This window comes from Burkholderia sp. AU38729 (assembly GCF_020419725.1).
Lineage (GTDB): Bacteria > Pseudomonadota > Gammaproteobacteria > Burkholderiales > Burkholderiaceae > Burkholderia.
On sequence record NZ_JAIZQO010000005.1, the window covers coordinates 388,183 to 403,166 of the forward strand.

Annotated in this window: 13 protein-coding genes and 1 tRNA gene; 4 read left to right on the plus strand and 10 right to left on the minus strand. The window is 66.5% G+C overall.

All coding sequences use genetic code 11. The features are described from left to right. Positions 1–4: 4 nt before the first annotated feature. From LGM56_RS16310 to LGM56_RS16320, 3 genes are all read right to left on the minus strand, one after another. Positions 5–292, minus strand: coding sequence for a DUF4148 domain-containing protein (locus LGM56_RS16310; protein WP_089432253.1), 288 nt, complete (start codon positions 290–292; stop codon positions 5–7). Between the two features lie 558 nt (positions 293–850). Continuing rightward, the gene (locus LGM56_RS16315; protein ID WP_226205700.1) at positions 851–1,762 is read right to left on the minus strand and encodes an aminoglycoside phosphotransferase family protein; all 912 of its coding nucleotides are present in this window, start codon (positions 1,760–1,762) and stop codon (positions 851–853) included. Between the two features lie 277 nt (positions 1,763–2,039). After that, positions 2,040–3,200, minus strand: a complete 1,161-nt coding sequence (locus LGM56_RS16320; protein WP_226205703.1) for a porin — start codon at positions 3,198–3,200, stop codon at positions 2,040–2,042. 316 nt (positions 3,201–3,516) lie between these two features. Here LGM56_RS16320 and LGM56_RS16325 point away from each other — a divergent pair, with 316 nt between their 5' ends. Together LGM56_RS16325 and LGM56_RS16330 are read left to right on the plus strand one after the other, a co-directional pair. Then, positions 3,517–3,792 (plus strand): DUF4148 domain-containing protein, encoded by a 276-nt coding sequence (locus LGM56_RS16325; RefSeq protein WP_089497546.1) that lies wholly within the window; start codon positions 3,517–3,519, stop codon positions 3,790–3,792. A gap of 65 nt (positions 3,793–3,857) precedes the next feature. Further along, positions 3,858–4,361: a hypothetical protein gene (locus LGM56_RS16330; protein WP_226205705.1), complete on the plus strand. Its 504-nt coding sequence runs from the start codon at positions 3,858–3,860 to the stop codon at positions 4,359–4,361. Positions 4,362–4,382: 21 nt separating this feature from the next. Here the strand turns inward: LGM56_RS16330 and LGM56_RS16335 are convergent, their stop codons facing one another. Continuing rightward, positions 4,383–5,108, minus strand: a complete 726-nt coding sequence (locus tag LGM56_RS16335; RefSeq protein WP_226205707.1) for a ZIP family metal transporter — start codon at positions 5,106–5,108, stop codon at positions 4,383–4,385. Between the two features lie 185 nt (positions 5,109–5,293). Then, positions 5,294–6,589 carry an O-acetylhomoserine aminocarboxypropyltransferase/cysteine synthase family protein gene (locus LGM56_RS16340; RefSeq protein WP_011356015.1) on the minus strand — a complete coding sequence of 432 codons (1,296 nt, stop codon included), beginning with the start codon at positions 6,587–6,589 and terminating at the stop codon, positions 5,294–5,296. Positions 6,590–6,721: 132 nt separating this feature from the next. Here LGM56_RS16340 and LGM56_RS16345 point away from each other — a divergent pair, with 132 nt between their 5' ends. Continuing rightward, the gene (locus LGM56_RS16345) at positions 6,722–7,390 is read left to right on the plus strand and encodes an O-methyltransferase (RefSeq protein WP_226205709.1); all 669 of its coding nucleotides are present in this window, start codon (positions 6,722–6,724) and stop codon (positions 7,388–7,390) included. A 36-nt stretch (positions 7,391–7,426) separates the two neighbouring features. Here LGM56_RS16345 and LGM56_RS16350 read toward each other — a convergent pair whose 3' ends face one another. The 5 genes from LGM56_RS16350 to LGM56_RS16370 form a co-directional block, all read right to left on the minus strand. Next, positions 7,427–8,722, minus strand: coding sequence for an XAC2610-related protein (locus LGM56_RS16350; protein WP_226205711.1), 1,296 nt, complete (start codon positions 8,720–8,722; stop codon positions 7,427–7,429). 62 nt (positions 8,723–8,784) lie between these two features. After that, on the minus strand, positions 8,785–9,933 hold the full coding sequence (locus LGM56_RS16355) for a DUF1176 domain-containing protein (RefSeq protein ID WP_179254918.1): 1,149 nt from the start codon (positions 9,931–9,933) through the stop codon (positions 8,785–8,787). Positions 9,934–10,216: 283 nt separating this feature from the next. Further along, positions 10,217–11,440, minus strand: a complete 1,224-nt coding sequence (locus tag LGM56_RS16360) for an RtcB family protein (RefSeq protein WP_319000769.1) — start codon at positions 11,438–11,440, stop codon at positions 10,217–10,219. A gap of 59 nt (positions 11,441–11,499) precedes the next feature. Next, positions 11,500–12,642: a slipin family protein gene (locus LGM56_RS16365; RefSeq protein ID WP_226205712.1), complete on the minus strand. Its 1,143-nt coding sequence runs from the start codon at positions 12,640–12,642 to the stop codon at positions 11,500–11,502. A 258-nt stretch (positions 12,643–12,900) separates the two neighbouring features. Beyond that, a tRNA-Cys gene (locus tag LGM56_RS16370) sits at positions 12,901–12,971 on the minus strand. Between the two features lie 335 nt (positions 12,972–13,306). On the opposite strand from LGM56_RS16370, the gene rtcR reads away from it, so the two are divergent. After that, on the plus strand, positions 13,307–14,923 hold the full coding sequence (gene rtcR / locus LGM56_RS16375) for an RNA repair transcriptional activator RtcR (protein WP_226205713.1): 1,617 nt from the start codon (positions 13,307–13,309) through the stop codon (positions 14,921–14,923). Positions 14,924–14,984: the final 61 nt, after the last annotated feature.

A 14,984-nucleotide genomic window follows, 5' to 3' on the forward strand; every position in this document is an offset into this window, starting at 1 on the left:
GGCGTCATTTCTGCGCGGTCAGGTTGTCGTGGTTGTCGGGCTGCGGCTTCTTCTCGCCGCCATGCACCGAAATCCCGTGCAGCTCCTTGTTGCGCGCGACGAGTTCGCCGGTCGGCGGGTACTGCGTCTTGCTCACCGGCACGACGCCATCGTGCTGTGCCTGCTTCAGTTCATTGACGACCTGCGTGCGGGTCTTGCCCTGCGTTTGCGTCTGCGCGAAGGCGGCCTGCGTGGCCATGCCGAGCGACAGCGTGGCGGTGACGAACAGTGCAGCGAGTTTTGCGGTTTTCATCGAGTGCTCTCCTTGATCAGGGCCGCCGGGTGGCGAACCATGGACCCAGTATGCGAAAACAGCCGTGCGTGATCGTGATCGCGAGATGAAAAATGCGTCAGATTGCGTGAGGTGGCGAGGCGCCGTTCGGACGCGACCGGCATGACGCATTCGTCATGTTCGCGTCATGGGTGCGATGAGCGGGAAGCGGAACATGAAGTCTGCCGATGGTCGACGTGGCCGGCGGCATTCATGCCGTTCGCGATAGCTGTATGGAACGCGGGCGGCCTTGTTCTGACTTTCACACCGGACTTGAAAAGTGCCTCGTCCCGCCATTCGCCTCACCTTGATCGCAGTCCTGATCGTCCCGTTGTTCGCGGGTTGCACATCGATACGCTCCGGCACTACGCCCACTGCGCAGACCGCGCCTGCTACCGCGACAAAAAGGCCGGTGCCGGCCGATCTCATGCCCGGCGAGCAGATCGATTACGCCGGGCATCGCTGCGGCAATCCGAATCTATATGTGAAGACGCATACGTGCCTGTTCCCGCAGCGCAACGTCACGCGTTGACTCAACCCTCAACCGCCGTGCTCGCGATGGTAATCGTCCAGTATGCGTCGGATCGTACCGTTCGACGGATCGGTCTCGCGCAGCCTGTCATCCAGCTTCGCGATCGTGATGAGCGCCTTCCACAGCGCCCAGCCTCGCCCGCGTGCCCAGGTGCCGGCGTCGACGGGTAGTGTCGAACGAAAGGCGCGGCGCGCTTCGTCGTCGAACAGTGTCCAGTTGATCGCGAGGTCGCACGCTGGATCGCCCACCGCGGCGCAGCCGAAATCGATGACGGCGTGCAGTGCGTCGTCCTTCATCAGCAGGTTGCCTGCCGCGACGTCGCCATGCACCCAGATAGGGGCGGCGTTCCAGCGTGAATTCACTGCAGCTTCCCACACGGCGAGCGCACTGTCGGCATCGATAAAACCCGACAGGGTTTCGAGCGCGGCGCGCGTTTCCCCGTCGTACAGCGATAGCGGCGCGCCGCGAAAGAAATTGTGCGGGCCCGGCGGTGGGCCGTCTGACGCGTCGATCCGGTGCAGTTCGGCCAGGAAGCCGGCCACCGCGCGCGCGAACGCCGGCTTGTCGTCGATCAGTTCATCGCGAGCGGGTTCGCCGTCCAGCCAGCCATAGACCGACCATGGCCACGGATAGAAATCGGTCGGCTTGCCCTTGGCAATCGGTGCGGGAATGGGCAATGACAGATGCGCGGCGAGTTGCGGCAGCCAGTGCTGCTCCTTTTCGACCTGGGCGACGTAATCGGGACCGCTCGGGAGTCTCGCCAGTTTGTCGCTGCCGAGCCGGAAGGTCCGGTTGTCCCAGCCGCCCGGCAGCACGGGGACGATGTCGAGGTCGCGCCACTGCGGGAATTGCTGTGTGATGAGCCGCCGAACGAGACCGGCGTCGATGGGATGTGACAGGGCGTGCGGATGGTCTGACATGACAGGTTGCGGACAGCGGCAATGTCACAGGATAGCGCACGGGTACTCGCGGGTTCATCGCCGAACGCGCCTGGCGTCGATTCATGATAAGCAAAAAAAGAGGCCCGGCACTCGACGTGTCCGGGCCTAACGCGTGACGTGCCGTGCGGCAGCGACTCGCTTGCGTGGTCTGGAACGGGCGCTGCCCGTCACGTTTCCGATCGTAGCGATGCGACGCTTCGCGAACCTGATCGGAACATGAAATTTTCGTCACGCGGCGCGCGTATGGTAGCCGCGATCAGAACCGGTGGCGCAACCCGAGATTGACGATGCCCTGCGTGCGCGTTCCGCCATAACCGTACGACCCGATCGACGCCTGCGCCGTTTGCGTGCCGCCATCGAGCGTGCGCTGTTCGCCGTTCGCGCGTTGCCATGCGCCCACAGCGTAGAGGTCGGTGCGCTTCGACAGCACGTAGTCGGCACCGGCGGACACCTGATGGTAGGTCGCGCTCGTGTCGCCGCGGGCGCGCGTGTAGCTGTAGCCGACGCCGACGAGCAGGCTGGGTGTCGCCTGATAGTTGAAGAAGCCGCGCGCGGTGTCGTACTTCTGCGTGCTGCGAAACGCGGACATCGCATCGGCCTTGTACAGCGCGTTGCTGTAGTCGATGCCGACCGCGAACGGCGCGAAGTTGTAGCGCAACGCGCCGCGCGCGATGCCGATCGATTTCGCGGAGATATAGCCGCCGTTGACCAGCGAACCGTCGAACGTGCCGTCGGATGTGCCATTCCAGCGGGTGCGGATGCCGTTGGCCAGTGACGAGCGATTGGCCGCGTGGTAATAGCCGCCCGCCGCGTCGACCGGGCCGTTGCTGTACGACAGGCCGGCCGACCAGGTTTGCCCGGCGCCGCTCTTGCCGGCCACGCCGCCGAGCGCGACCATGCCGACGAACTGGAGTCCGTTGATCACGGGCGACGTGTATTTCACCGCGTTGTCGGTGCGCGACGACGTGTCGTAGTTGTCGACGTCGCCGGGTGTCGCGTAGACGCTGCCGAAGTAGAAGTCGCCGGTGACCGGCCACGCGACATCCGCGAGCGCGTCGTACTGGCGGCCGAGCGTCAGCGTGCCCCAGCGCGCGCTGTCGAGGCCGACGAATGCCTGCCGGCCGAACATCCGGTTGCCTTGCCCGAGCGCGCCGGTGTTCGGATTGAAGCCGTTTTCCAGCGTGAAGATCGCCTTCAGCCCGCCGCCCAGATCTTCCGCACCTTTCACGCCGAAGCGGTTGCCGAGCAGATTGCCGTTGCCGAGGCCGACGAGATTCTTGCCGTCCGCGCTGGCGTTCCATACGTACGTCAGCGACGTATCGAACAGGCCGTATAAGGTGACTTCCGATGCGTGTGCCGCGTGCGTGGTCGCGAGCAGCGCACCCGACATCATGGCGAGCCGAACTGGAGTTTTCATGGTGTTCCCCTGGAATTCAAGATGATCGTTTCGTGCATCGGTCGATTCCGTGCCGCGCATGGTGCAGGCAGGCGCCGAATGTCGCGATGGCGCTGCCGATTCTGGAAAGCGTTCGGATCGTGAAGGTGAGGGACAAATGAGAAAAATGTCATCGGCGCGTCATGCGTGCGCAAACGCGTCACGCATTTTCATTCGCAGTGCGATACAGGAATGTCGCGGTGGTGACGAAACCGTCATGCTGCGATCACGATTCCGCACCGCGGCCGGCTCAAAGTGAGCGCTCCCGTCTCGGATTTCCAAGCAAGGAGCGAACAACATGAACATTCCGCGACCGATGATCGTCGTCGCCGCTGCGGCACTGTCGATGGCGGCCTTGTCTCAGGCAGCGGCCGCGCAGCAGAAGACCCGGCAGGAGGTCCGTCAGGAACTGGTGCGTGCGCGCCACGACGGCGTGATTCCGAGCCCGAATCACGACTACCCGGCGAGCCCGGCCGCCGTCGCGCGCAACCAGGAGATCCATCGCGCGACCGTGCATCGCGGGGAGAGGGCGCCGCTCGTCGATGCGCACGACAACCGTTTTGCGGTTCGCTGATCGTTCATTCGCGGCCGGCCGGCGCGGTGCCCGTCGGCCGCACCCCACACGAAGAGGAGAGTGCCATGCGCCATTTCGCGAAAGGAATCGTGCTCGCGGCGTGCCTGATGTCGACGGCCGCAATGGCGGCCGGCTGGCCGGAGCGGGCGTTGTCGCACGCGTCGGCGCATGACGTCGGCCGGCGCGCGAACGAGCGGATGCGCTGCGAGTTCGCGGCCGTGCCGGCCGGCGAGTGGAGCGCGACGTTCACGCGCGGGCAATGCGAGGTCGACAACGGCCGGCTGACGTTCGTGCCGGCGGATGCAGGCGGCGAATCGACTGTCGCCGAGCAGCGGATCGTGCTCGGCGACGTCCGCACCGCGTCGCATCAGTCACGCAAGCTGAAGGAGCAACTGCAACTGACGACACGCGACGAAGTGATCGCGCTGAACGTGCTGACCGACGACGGCAGCCGCAAGTCGCGCGAACATGCGATCGACCTGTGGGCCGCGCTGCGCAACGAAGGCGTGACGCCCGTCAACGGCACGCGCATCGTCGAACCGTATCCGACGGGCGCGACGACGTGGTAGCCGGCGCGCCGCCGCGCCTGCTTATCCGGCCTTCACCGATCCTTCGATCAGAAAGAACACGATGAAGCCGATGAAGAACGCGGCGGTCGCGAACGGCGTTTCGGGTACTTCGTGCGCTTCGACCAGCAGTTCTTCGGTGACGAGGTACAGCAGCGCGACGGTGCCCAGCCCGAGCAGCGCTGCGTAGATATGGGACGGGAGTCCGGCGAATGCCGCGTTACCGGCCACGGCCGCGATGCTCAGCAGCGCCGCGAGCCCGACCGGTACGACGATCGACAGCAGGCGGCCGATGCCGGCGGCCGCGAGCGCCGCGCTGACCGACAGCGCGAGGAACAGCACCTCGAGCGTCAATGCGACGGTCAGGATGATGCCGCTTTCGTCGCTGGCCGAGAACGCGATGCCGAGCACGAGGCCGTCGATGAAGAGGTCGATCGCGGTGACGATGATCAGGCTCACGGGCAGCCGCGCTTCCTCGAAGCGCGTCTCGATCGCACCGGACAGCGCACGGATCGCGAGCATCAGCGCGATGCCGAGCACGAAGCCGACGACGACCGGAAACAGCGCATGCGCGCGGTCCTGCGGCAGCAGTTCGAGCGCGGCGGCCGCGAACACGATGCCGCCGGTGAAATGCTGGATGACGCTCGACGTTTTCGGGCCGGGTGCGCGCCAGGCGGCCGCGAGGGCGCCGAAGCAGGCCGCCAGCAACGGCGGTAACGTGAGCAGCGCGAGCTTCGCGGTCGGTGTCATGAGGCCTCTCGGACGGTTGGCGTACCGCAGCGGGCTCAGCGTCTGGCGGCCCGCTGCGCGATACGGGTGGTTCGTACACGCCGGGCGTCACCCCGGCACCAACCGGGGATTGAACACCTTGAAGCCGCTTCAAGGTCAATACATTCGAGGCAGGGCGCACCGGCAAGCCGGCGCGCCCGTTTCCGTCAAAGCTGCGCGAGCGCCTGGTCGAGGTCGGCGAGCAGGTCGTCGATATGTTCGATGCCGATCGACAGCCGCACGGTTTCCTCCTTCACGCCGGCCTTCGCGAGTTCGGCCGGCGACAGTTGCCGGTGCGTCGTCGACGCCGGGTGCGTGGCGAGCGATTTCGTGTCGCCGATGTTGACGAGCCGCGTGAACAGCTTCAGCGCATCCTGGAACTTCGCGCCGCCATCGCGGCCGCCCTTCACGCCGAACGTCAGGATGCCCGGCGCGCGGCCCGACAGGTAGCGCGCGACGAGCGGATGGTCCGGGTGATCGGGCAGGCCCGCATAGTTCACCCATTCGACGTTTTCGTGGCGTGCAAGATGCTGCGCGATCTTCAGTGCGTTGTCGCTGATGCGCTCGACGCGCAGCGCCAGTGTTTCGATGCCTTGCAGGATCTGGAACGCATTGAACGGCGAAATGGCCGCGCCCATGTTGCGCAGCGGCACCACGCGTGCGCGGCCGATATAGGCGGCCGGCCCGAACGCTTCCGTGTAGACGACGCCGTGATAGCTGACGTCGGGTTCGTTCAGCCGCTTGAAGCGGTCCGCATGCTCGGCCCACGGGAACTTGCCCGAATCGACGATCGCGCCGCCGAGGCTCGTGCCGTGCCCGCCGAGATACTTCGTCAGCGAATGCACGACGATATCCGCACCGTGCTCGAACGGGCGCAGCAGATACGGCGACGGCACCGTGTTGTCGACGATCAGCGGGATGCCATGGCGATGCGCGACTTCCGCGAGCGCGGCGATGTCGGTGACGTTGCCGAGCGGGTTGCCGACCGATTCCGCGAAGATCGCCTTCGTGCGCGCGTCGATCAGCGGCTCGAACGACGCGGGGTCGCGCGGATCGGCGAAGCGCGTCGTGATCCCGTATTGCGGCAGCGTATGCGCGAACAGGTTGTAGGTGCCGCCGTACAGCGAACTCGCGGACACGATGTTGTCGCCGGCTTCGGCGATCGTCTGGATGGCGTACGTGACGGCCGATTGCCCCGAGGCCAGCGCCAGTGCGCCGATGCCGCCCTCGAGCGCGGCGATCCGCTGCTCGAGCACGTCCGTCGTCGGGTTCATGATCCGCGTGTAGATGTTGCCCTGCACCTTCAGGTCGAACAGGTCGGCGCCGTGCTGCGTGTCGTCGAATGCGTACGCAACGGTCTGGTAGATCGGCACGGCGACCGCGCGCGTGGTCGGGTCGGGACGATAACCGCCGTGTACGGCGATGGTTTCGAGGCGCCAGTTCGATGCGGCCTGATCGGTCATGGGTGCTCCGTCTGTTGTTGTGGTGGTCGAGCGATTATAGAAGCACGTTCGCCACGGCCCTTAGAACGAATGGTGTGTTGCTTATGGCAGTGCGGCGCATAAAATGCCTGTTCCGCAAACAAGGGGCGCTCGATGAATCAGGATCATTGGAACCAGGTGGATGCGTATTTCTCCGCGACGCTCGTGCCGTCCGACGACGTGCTCGACGCCGCGCTCGCGGCGAGCGACGCGGCGGGGCTGCCCGCGATCAACGTCGCGCCGAACCAGGGCAAGCTGCTGCAACTGCTCGCGACGATCCGCGGCGCACGGCGGATCCTCGAGGTCGGCACGCTCGGCGGCTACAGCACGATCTGGCTCGCGCGCGCGTTGCCGCCGGGCGGCACGCTCGTGACGCTTGAACTCAATCCCGCGCATGCGAAGGTCGCGACGCAGAACATCGGGCGTGCCGGGTTCGCGGATGCCGTGACGGTGGTGGTCGGCAGCGCGAAGGACAGCCTCGCGCGGCTCGTCGACGCGGGTGAAGCGCCGTTCGATTTCATCTTCATCGATGCCGACAAGGACAACAACCCCGTCTATCTCGACGCGGCGCTGAAGCTGTCGCGGCCCGGCACGGTGATCGTCGTCGACAACGTCGTGCGCGGCGGGCGCGTGGCCGATCCGGACAATCGCGAGCCGGACGTGGTCGGCGTGCGCGACGGGTTCGCGCGTCTCGTGGCCGCGCCGAATCTCACGACGACCGCCGTGCAGACGGTCGGGCAGAAGGGCTGGGACGGGTTCTCGATCTCGATCGTCGGCGCGTGACGCGATGGCGGTACGCGCGTGCGGTCGCACCGCGCGCTAGTTCTTGTCGGGATTCTTCTCTTCGCACTGGTCGGGATCGTCGCGCAGCACGATGCGGCGGATGCGGCCGTTGTCGTAGAACGGCACGTCGGGGCAGAACTTCATGCCGACGCGGGTTGGCGTGCGCTTCCACGCAACTTTTTCGGTGCGCACGAGTGTCGGCCCGTGGCCGGGTGCACCCGGCTTCCAGATATCGATGTATACGCGCGACATCCACGGTGAGTCATTCGATTCGCATTCTTTCGGGTTCCCCAGCGTCGAACGCAGCCCGGTGTCGGTCTGCTCGATGCGCTGCGGAAACTCGATGTAACCGTCGCCGTAGTCGGGCACGACGTAGCAATAGCGGCGCGTGTTCCCGTCGAGCACGGGCAGCAGGTAGCTGCTGGCCGTGTCGACTTCCTTCACGTCGTTGCCTTGCCAGCGGTAGGTCGTCACGCCATGCTCGCAGCAGCTCGCGCGCCAGCTCGTCCAGATGATCCGGTGCTTGGGATCGAAATCCGGCGACGTGATCTCCTGCAGCCCCTGCGGCGCATCGACGAAGTGGCGCGTTTTCGGATCGTAGATCCACGTCTGGTAGGGGATGTTCGGGCTCGCCCCCATCCCTTGCGCAAGCATCAGGTCGGGCCAGCCGTCGAAGTTCACGTCGGCGAAATCGGGCGTGAACAGGCCGCAGGTGCCTTGCGAATCGGTCCGCAGTGTCTGCACGAGGCGGCCGCGATCGTACAGGCGGATCGCGGAGACGTGCGGCGGGTCGTTGCACGAACCGCTGTCGTCGGGCAGCTTGTCCGCGACGAGGCGGATCTCGTAAGGGAACGGCCTGCCGTCCTGTTTCGGTGCGAGCGAGACGGGCAGCGTGCGCTTGCCGTCCGGCGATGCCCACGTGCCGGTCACGGCGCCGTCGAGGGATGCCGCGCGCCACGTGCCCGTCACGCGATCGGCGTTGGTTTTCGCGCCGCTGTCGCGTTCCGACAGCGTGACACCGTGCGCGTCGAGCGTTCCCTTCAATGCGAGCCGATAACGTTTGTCGGACGTGCAGGGCGCGTAGCAGTACGAGCCCGATACCGTGTCGGCCACGCGCGATAACGTGACTTCGACACGCCGGTTGCCGATCGTGCCGGTCCAGTCACGCGACCAGAACCGGATTTCCACCGAATCGTCGGCGCTTGCCGCACGCACCGGCGCCGACACGAAGGCGGCGACAGTGATCAGCGCAAACGCAAGCATGCTGCGCCAGCCGCGCGTGCGACGCGGCGCGCTCGCTTGGCGCGACGCGGCGATGAACGGGTCATGCATGGTTCGGCCCCTCGGTTTGTTATGCGTTATCTCTGCCGGCGTGTTTCGGTGCGAGGGATGCGTCAGTGGTTTCCTGCCGCATCGGCCCGCCGATACAGGCGTGGCCACTGATCGTCGAACAGGCCGTTGCACGTGCCGTGCGTGGCGATATCGCCGAGCATGAAGCGCCGGCCGTCGAAGATCCACGATGCGGTCGATCCGCAGTCGCCGGCACTGCGCAGCCTCACCTTGCTCGACAGCGTCGCGCTGGCGGGATCGTAGCCGGCCTCGGTCAGTTCGTTCGCGAAGGAGGCCGAATCGAGTCCCGCGTTCGCGTTCTCGCCGAAATTCATCGCCGTCGGCGTGAACGGCGCCGTCCGTCGCACGCGATACCACAGGTCGGTGTGGTTATACATGCTGCTGGTCTGGCACGGTATCGCGACCAGCGCCTCATCGGCGGAGATCGCCACGGCGCGCGATGCCTTCCTGCGATCGCTCGCCGGCATTTCGTCTTCGACGTCGGCCGCACATTGCTTCACGTCGCCGCCGAACTTCGCGAGCACCGCGTCGACGAGCGGGCGTTGCTCGGCGGCCGACAGGTCCGCGACGGCGGGTGCCGGCGCGACGGCGGGCGGCAGTGCCGGCGCGGCCGGCACCGACGACGCGGGCCGGGGGCCTGGTCGCAGCAGCGCGGTGACGGTGCCGACCCGGCCCTGTGTGTCGTCGATCAACAGCAGCGCGGCATTCAATCCCGTCAACGGCGTGCGGGCGGTTTGCGCCGACGCCGGATCGCCGAAGCTCAGCAGTTGCGCATTGCGCGACGCGGTGAGCCAGGCGGCAACCGTGGCCGGATCGGTGGTCCGGACCCGGAACGGGTGCGCTTCGTCATCGTCCGGCTTGCCGCCGAATGCATGCCATTGGGCGGCCATGGCGTCGAACGGGCGGCCATCCATGCGTGCGCTGCGCAGGTCCAGCGGCGCCGACGCGTAGAGGTCGAGCGACGCTTGTGCGTCCGGGCCCGCATCGCGCGTCACGCGCACGATGAGGCGGGTGCGTGCGTCGTCGATATCGTCGGCATGGCTTTCGGCAATGCAGCGGTTGCCGTTGTCGCAGACGACCGACCAGTTCTTGAAATCGCGCTCGACCGGCGGCCGCGCGAGCGGGCGAGCCTGGGCGATGATCGGGGAAACGGCGAGGAGGGCGGCGATGGCGAGCGAAAGGCGGTGCGACATGACGGTTCGTATCGACGGTGGATGGGCGGGCGGAAGACGTCGGACTGCAAGCGCATCGTCAGCAAACGGGGCAGGTCGAAGGCTGCGGCGCATGCAGCGGCGCGCTTTACCGAACGGCATCGAGTATACCGCCGCAATGGGCTGCAACCGTGACGGCGACGCGTAGTGTGCGGGCGCGGCCGTTGCCGGCCGGTAGGGGGCGGACGCGTGCACATGCAAAAACGGCGCGACGCCCGCAGGCACCGCGCCGTTCGTTTTTCATCGTGCGCAGCCGCGCACCGCGCTATCCCTTCACGCACACCACCTGGCGCAGCGTATGCACCACTTCGACGAGGCTGCGCTGGGCCGCCATCACCGCGTCGATGTCCTTGTAGGCCATCGGGATTTCGTCGACGACGCCCGCGTCCTTCCGGCATTCGACGCCCTGGGTCGCCTTCACCTGGTCGTCGACGGTGAAGCGGCGCTTCGCTTCGGTACGGCTCATCGTCCGGCCCGCGCCGTGGCTGCACGAACAGAAGCTGTCCGGGTTGCCGAGCCCGCGCACGATGAAGCTCTTCGCACCCATCGAACCCGGAATGATCCCGAGCTGCCCCTTCTGCGCGGACACCGCACCCTTGCGCGTCACGAGCACGTCCTCGCCGAAGTGGCGTTCGCGCTGCACGTAGTTGTGGTGGCAGTTCACCGCGTGTTCGTCCACCGCGAACGGCTTGGCGATCACGCCGCGTGCTGCACCGATCACGGCGTCCATCATCGCCTGCCGGTTGCGGCGCGCGTAGTCCTGCGCCCAGCCGACCGCTTCGACGTAATCGTCGAAGTGCCGGCTGCCCTCGGTGAAATACGCGAGGTTGCGATCCGGCAGGTTCGCGATGTGCTGCCGCATGTCGGCCTGCGCGAGTTCGATGAACAGGCTGCCGATCGCATTGCCGACGCCGCGCGAGCCGCTGTGCAGCATGAACCACACGTGGTCCGCTTCGTCGACGCACACTTCGATGAAGTGATTGCCGGTGCCGAGCGTGCCGAGATGCGCGTAGTGGTTCGTCTTTTCCAGCTTCGGATACTTGTCGACGATCCGCTGGAAGCCCGGTTGCAGCGACTTCCACGATTCGGTCACGGCGGCCGGCGTGCGGTCGCCCCACGCGCCCGGATCGCGGCGGCCCGGCGCGCGGCCGTGCGGCACCGCGCGTTCGATCGCGCTGCGCAGCCCGCCAAGCGAATCCGGCAGGTCGGACGCCGTCAGCGTCGTGCGCGCGGCCATCATCCCGCAGCCGATGTCGACGCCGACCGCGGCCGGAATGATCGCGCCCTTCGTCGGAATCACACTGCCGATCGTCGAGCCCTTGCCGAGGTGGACGTCCGGCATCACCGCGACGTGGCTGAAGATGAACGGCATCTGCGCGGTGTTGCGCAGTTGCGCGCGCGCTTCGTCTTCCACGGCCACGCCTTGCGTCCACATCTTCACCGGCTTGCCGTTCGCCAGTTCCATGACCTGGTAATCCATTTCACTCATGTTCATCACCTTGCTGCTTTGTTCATGAGGCACGGCGCCCGTGCGCCGTGCCCGGTCATTCATGACGCGCCCTTGATGCTGACGAGTCCGTTCAGCACCTGGTCGAGACCGCCGAACACCGAGATGCGGTCGATCCGTTCCGCGACGCGCTCGAGCGTTTCCAGCTCCTTGAGCCGCAGCGCGGTCGGGTTTTCTTCCATCACCTTCGCGGTGTTCAACAGCGAACGCGTGGCCGCCGTTTCCTCGCGGCGGCGAATCACGTTCGCCTGCGCGGATTTCTCCGCCTCGACCACCTGCGCGAGGATCGTCTTCATGTCGCCCGGCAGCACGATATCCTTCACGCCGACGCTGCGCACGTCCACGCCGGAATGCTCGAGACGGGCACGCACCTGCGCGATCACGACGTCGTCGATCGACTGCTTGTCTTCCAGCAGCTCGTCGAGCGAGCGCGTGCCGACGGCCGATCGCAGTGCGAACTGCAGCTCGCGATACAGGTGTTCGACCGGCTTCTGCAGCTGGCCGAACGCATGCAGCACGTCCGCATAGCACCACGTCGCCGACAGGTTCAGCCGCAGCGCGACCTTGTCGCGCGTCAGGATTTCCTGTCCGCCGACTTCGATCGCCTGCAAACGCAGGTCGACGAGTTCGACCGCGACGTCGCGGTTGAAGCGCCAGAACGCCGCGACGCCCGCGTCCAGCAACCGCTCGATCTTGCCGTCGATCTTCAGCACGCCGACGTGGTACGCCGGCACCTGCGCCAGCAGCACGCCCGTCAGGCCCGCCACGCCGCGCGCACGCAGCGCCGGTTGCGCGATGCGCTTCACGAGCGCGGCCGGCAGCAGGCTGTCCTGCGCGAGATCGACGCGTTCGAGACGGTGCGCGGTCAGGCCGCGCCAGTACAGCCGGCGCGTACCCGGCGCCAGGATCTCGACGAGCACGTCGTCTTCATAGCGCAGGCCCGCTTCATCGTCGGCGAGATCCATCGCGACGAAGTGCTGCGCGAGCACGTCCGGCGCGTCGTGACGCAGGTAATCGGCCAGTGCCGCATCGGCGAGCGGCGCGTCGAGACGCGCGGTCTGCACCGACAAACGCTTGAACGGATCGAAGGCCTTGAACACACCCGGTTCGAGCACCTTCACGAAATCGCCCTCGTTCATCAGCAGCGCGCGTTCGTTCTTTTTCACAACATGTCGCATCCACATATTCTTGTCCTTTTCTTCATTGACCGCCGGGTGACACGCGTCGTGCGGATCGCGGGGCGACGCAACCGGGCGGGCGGCGCGCTGGCCCGGCGTCGACGTGCACGGCGACGCATCCTGCATCGCGTCGTCGTGCGCGTTCGCGCGGGCCGTGCGGCCGTCCGGCCGATCGCGCGGAACCGCAACCGGTCCGACGCGCGGCGGGCCTTGCGGCCCGCACCGGCGGGTACTGCTTCCATCAAGAGACTGTCCTTGCGGACAGTGTTCGAGCGGGATTCGAACCCGCTACACACCGGCTTGCGCCGGCTGCTCTACCTATGAGCTTCCGAACGGAGGGCGCCCCGGGATTCGAACCCGGGCGAAGCGCCTTGCGCGCCCGTTTGCCTTCGTCTGCCCATGGCGACATGCGCTACCGCGACGAACCAGGTTCGGCGGCGGCGCACCAGCAGGGCTTGGTGAACCCTGACTCGTGGGCCAGCGGGACATCCGGCGCTTTCTATTTAGCGAGGAGCGTGCCAGCGGGTGACTCGGTACTCGGAGAAAATCTCAAGCTATTGAAATAAAAGGAGAAATTATTTTTATCGGCAGGTGGAGCTTGAATATCCGATGGTGGCTCGATCCGGAATATTCGATACAATCGGATCGCTTCTTATCCCATGAGATAAACATGCGAAAGACTGTTGCGATCGGTTTTCTCGGTACCGTGCTCGACCAGGGCGGCGGCTCGCAGCGCCGCTGGCACAACTGGCGGCCGACGATTTCGCTGTGCGAGCAGCGCGACACGCCGATCGACCGGCTCGAACTGCTGCACGCGCCAAACTACGCGCGTCTCGCGGACCGCGTGAAGCAGGATCTCGAACGCGTGTCGCCGCACACCGACGTGCGGCTGATCCCGATGGAGATTCGCGATCCGTGGGATTTCGAGGAGGTCTACGCCACGCTGCACGATTTCGCGCGCGCGTACCCGTTCGATCTCGACCGCGAGGACTACCTGATCCACATCACGACCGGCACGCACGTCGCGCAGATCTGCTGGTTCCTGCTGGCGGAGGCGCGCTACCTGCCTGCGCGTCTCGCGCAGACGGCGCCGCCGCAGAAGACCGACGAAGGACCGAGCGGGCCCGGCACGATGTCGGTGATCGATCTCGACCTGTCGCGTTACAACCGCATCGCGCAGCGCTTCACGCGCGAACGCGATGAAACGGTGTCGTTCCTGAAGGCCGGCATTGCGACGCGCAACGCGCGCTTCAACGCGCTGATCGAGCAACTGGAGCGCGTGGCCGTGCGTTCGCGCGCACCGATGCTGCTGGTCGGGCCGACGGGTGCCGGCAAGTCGTTTCTCGCGAAGCGCGTGTACGAGCTGAAGCGCGGCCGTCATCGGCTCGCGGGGCCGTTCATCGAGATCAATTGCGCGACGCTGCGCGGCGACGCGGCGATGTCGACGCTGTTCGGTCATGTGAAGGGCGCGTTCACGGGCGCGCAGTCGGCGCGGGCCGGGCTGCTGCGCGCGGCGGACGGCGGCCTGCTGTTTCTCGACGAGATCGGCGAACTCGGGCTCGACGAACAGGCGATGCTGCTGAAGGCGATCGAGGAGAAGCGTTTCCTGCCGGTCGGTGCGGACATCGAGGCGACCAGCGATTTCGAGCTGATCGCGGGCACGCACCGCGACCTGCGGCAGATGGTGGCGGCCGGCACGTTCCGCGAGGACCTCTACGCGCGGATCAACCTGTGGACATACGAATTGCCGGGGCTGGCCGAGCGGCGCGAGGACATCGAGCCGAACCTCGAATTCGAACTCGACCGTTTCGGCCGCGAGCAGGGCGAGCAGGTGCGGTTCAACGTCGAGGCGAAGCGGCGCTATCTCGCGTTCGCCGCGTCGCCTCGCGCGGCGTGGGCCGGCAACTTCCGCGAGCTGTCCGCGTCGGTCACGCGGATGGCGACGCTGGCCGATGCGGGGCGGATTACCGAAGCGCTCGCCGAGCAGGAAGTCGAACGGCTGACGCGCACGTGGTCGCCGCCGGGCGGCGCGGGTGTGTCCGATGCATGTGTCGACGCGGTGTTCGGTGCGCGTGCGGCGGAACTCGACCTGTTCGACCGTGCGCAGCTCGAACGCGTGCTCGATGTTTGCCGAGCGTCGGCAAGCTTGTCGGAAGCCGGACGCACGCTGTTCGCGGTGTCGCGGCAGAGCAAGAAGCAGCCGAACGATGCAGACCGGCTGCGCAAGTATCTCGCGCGATTCGGGCTGGATTGGGACGGGGTGCGGCAGGCGCTCGACGGGGCATGACGCGTCCGGCGGCGCGGGCGCCGCGTGCAGCCGGAGCGCACGGCACGCGGCCAGCGATCGG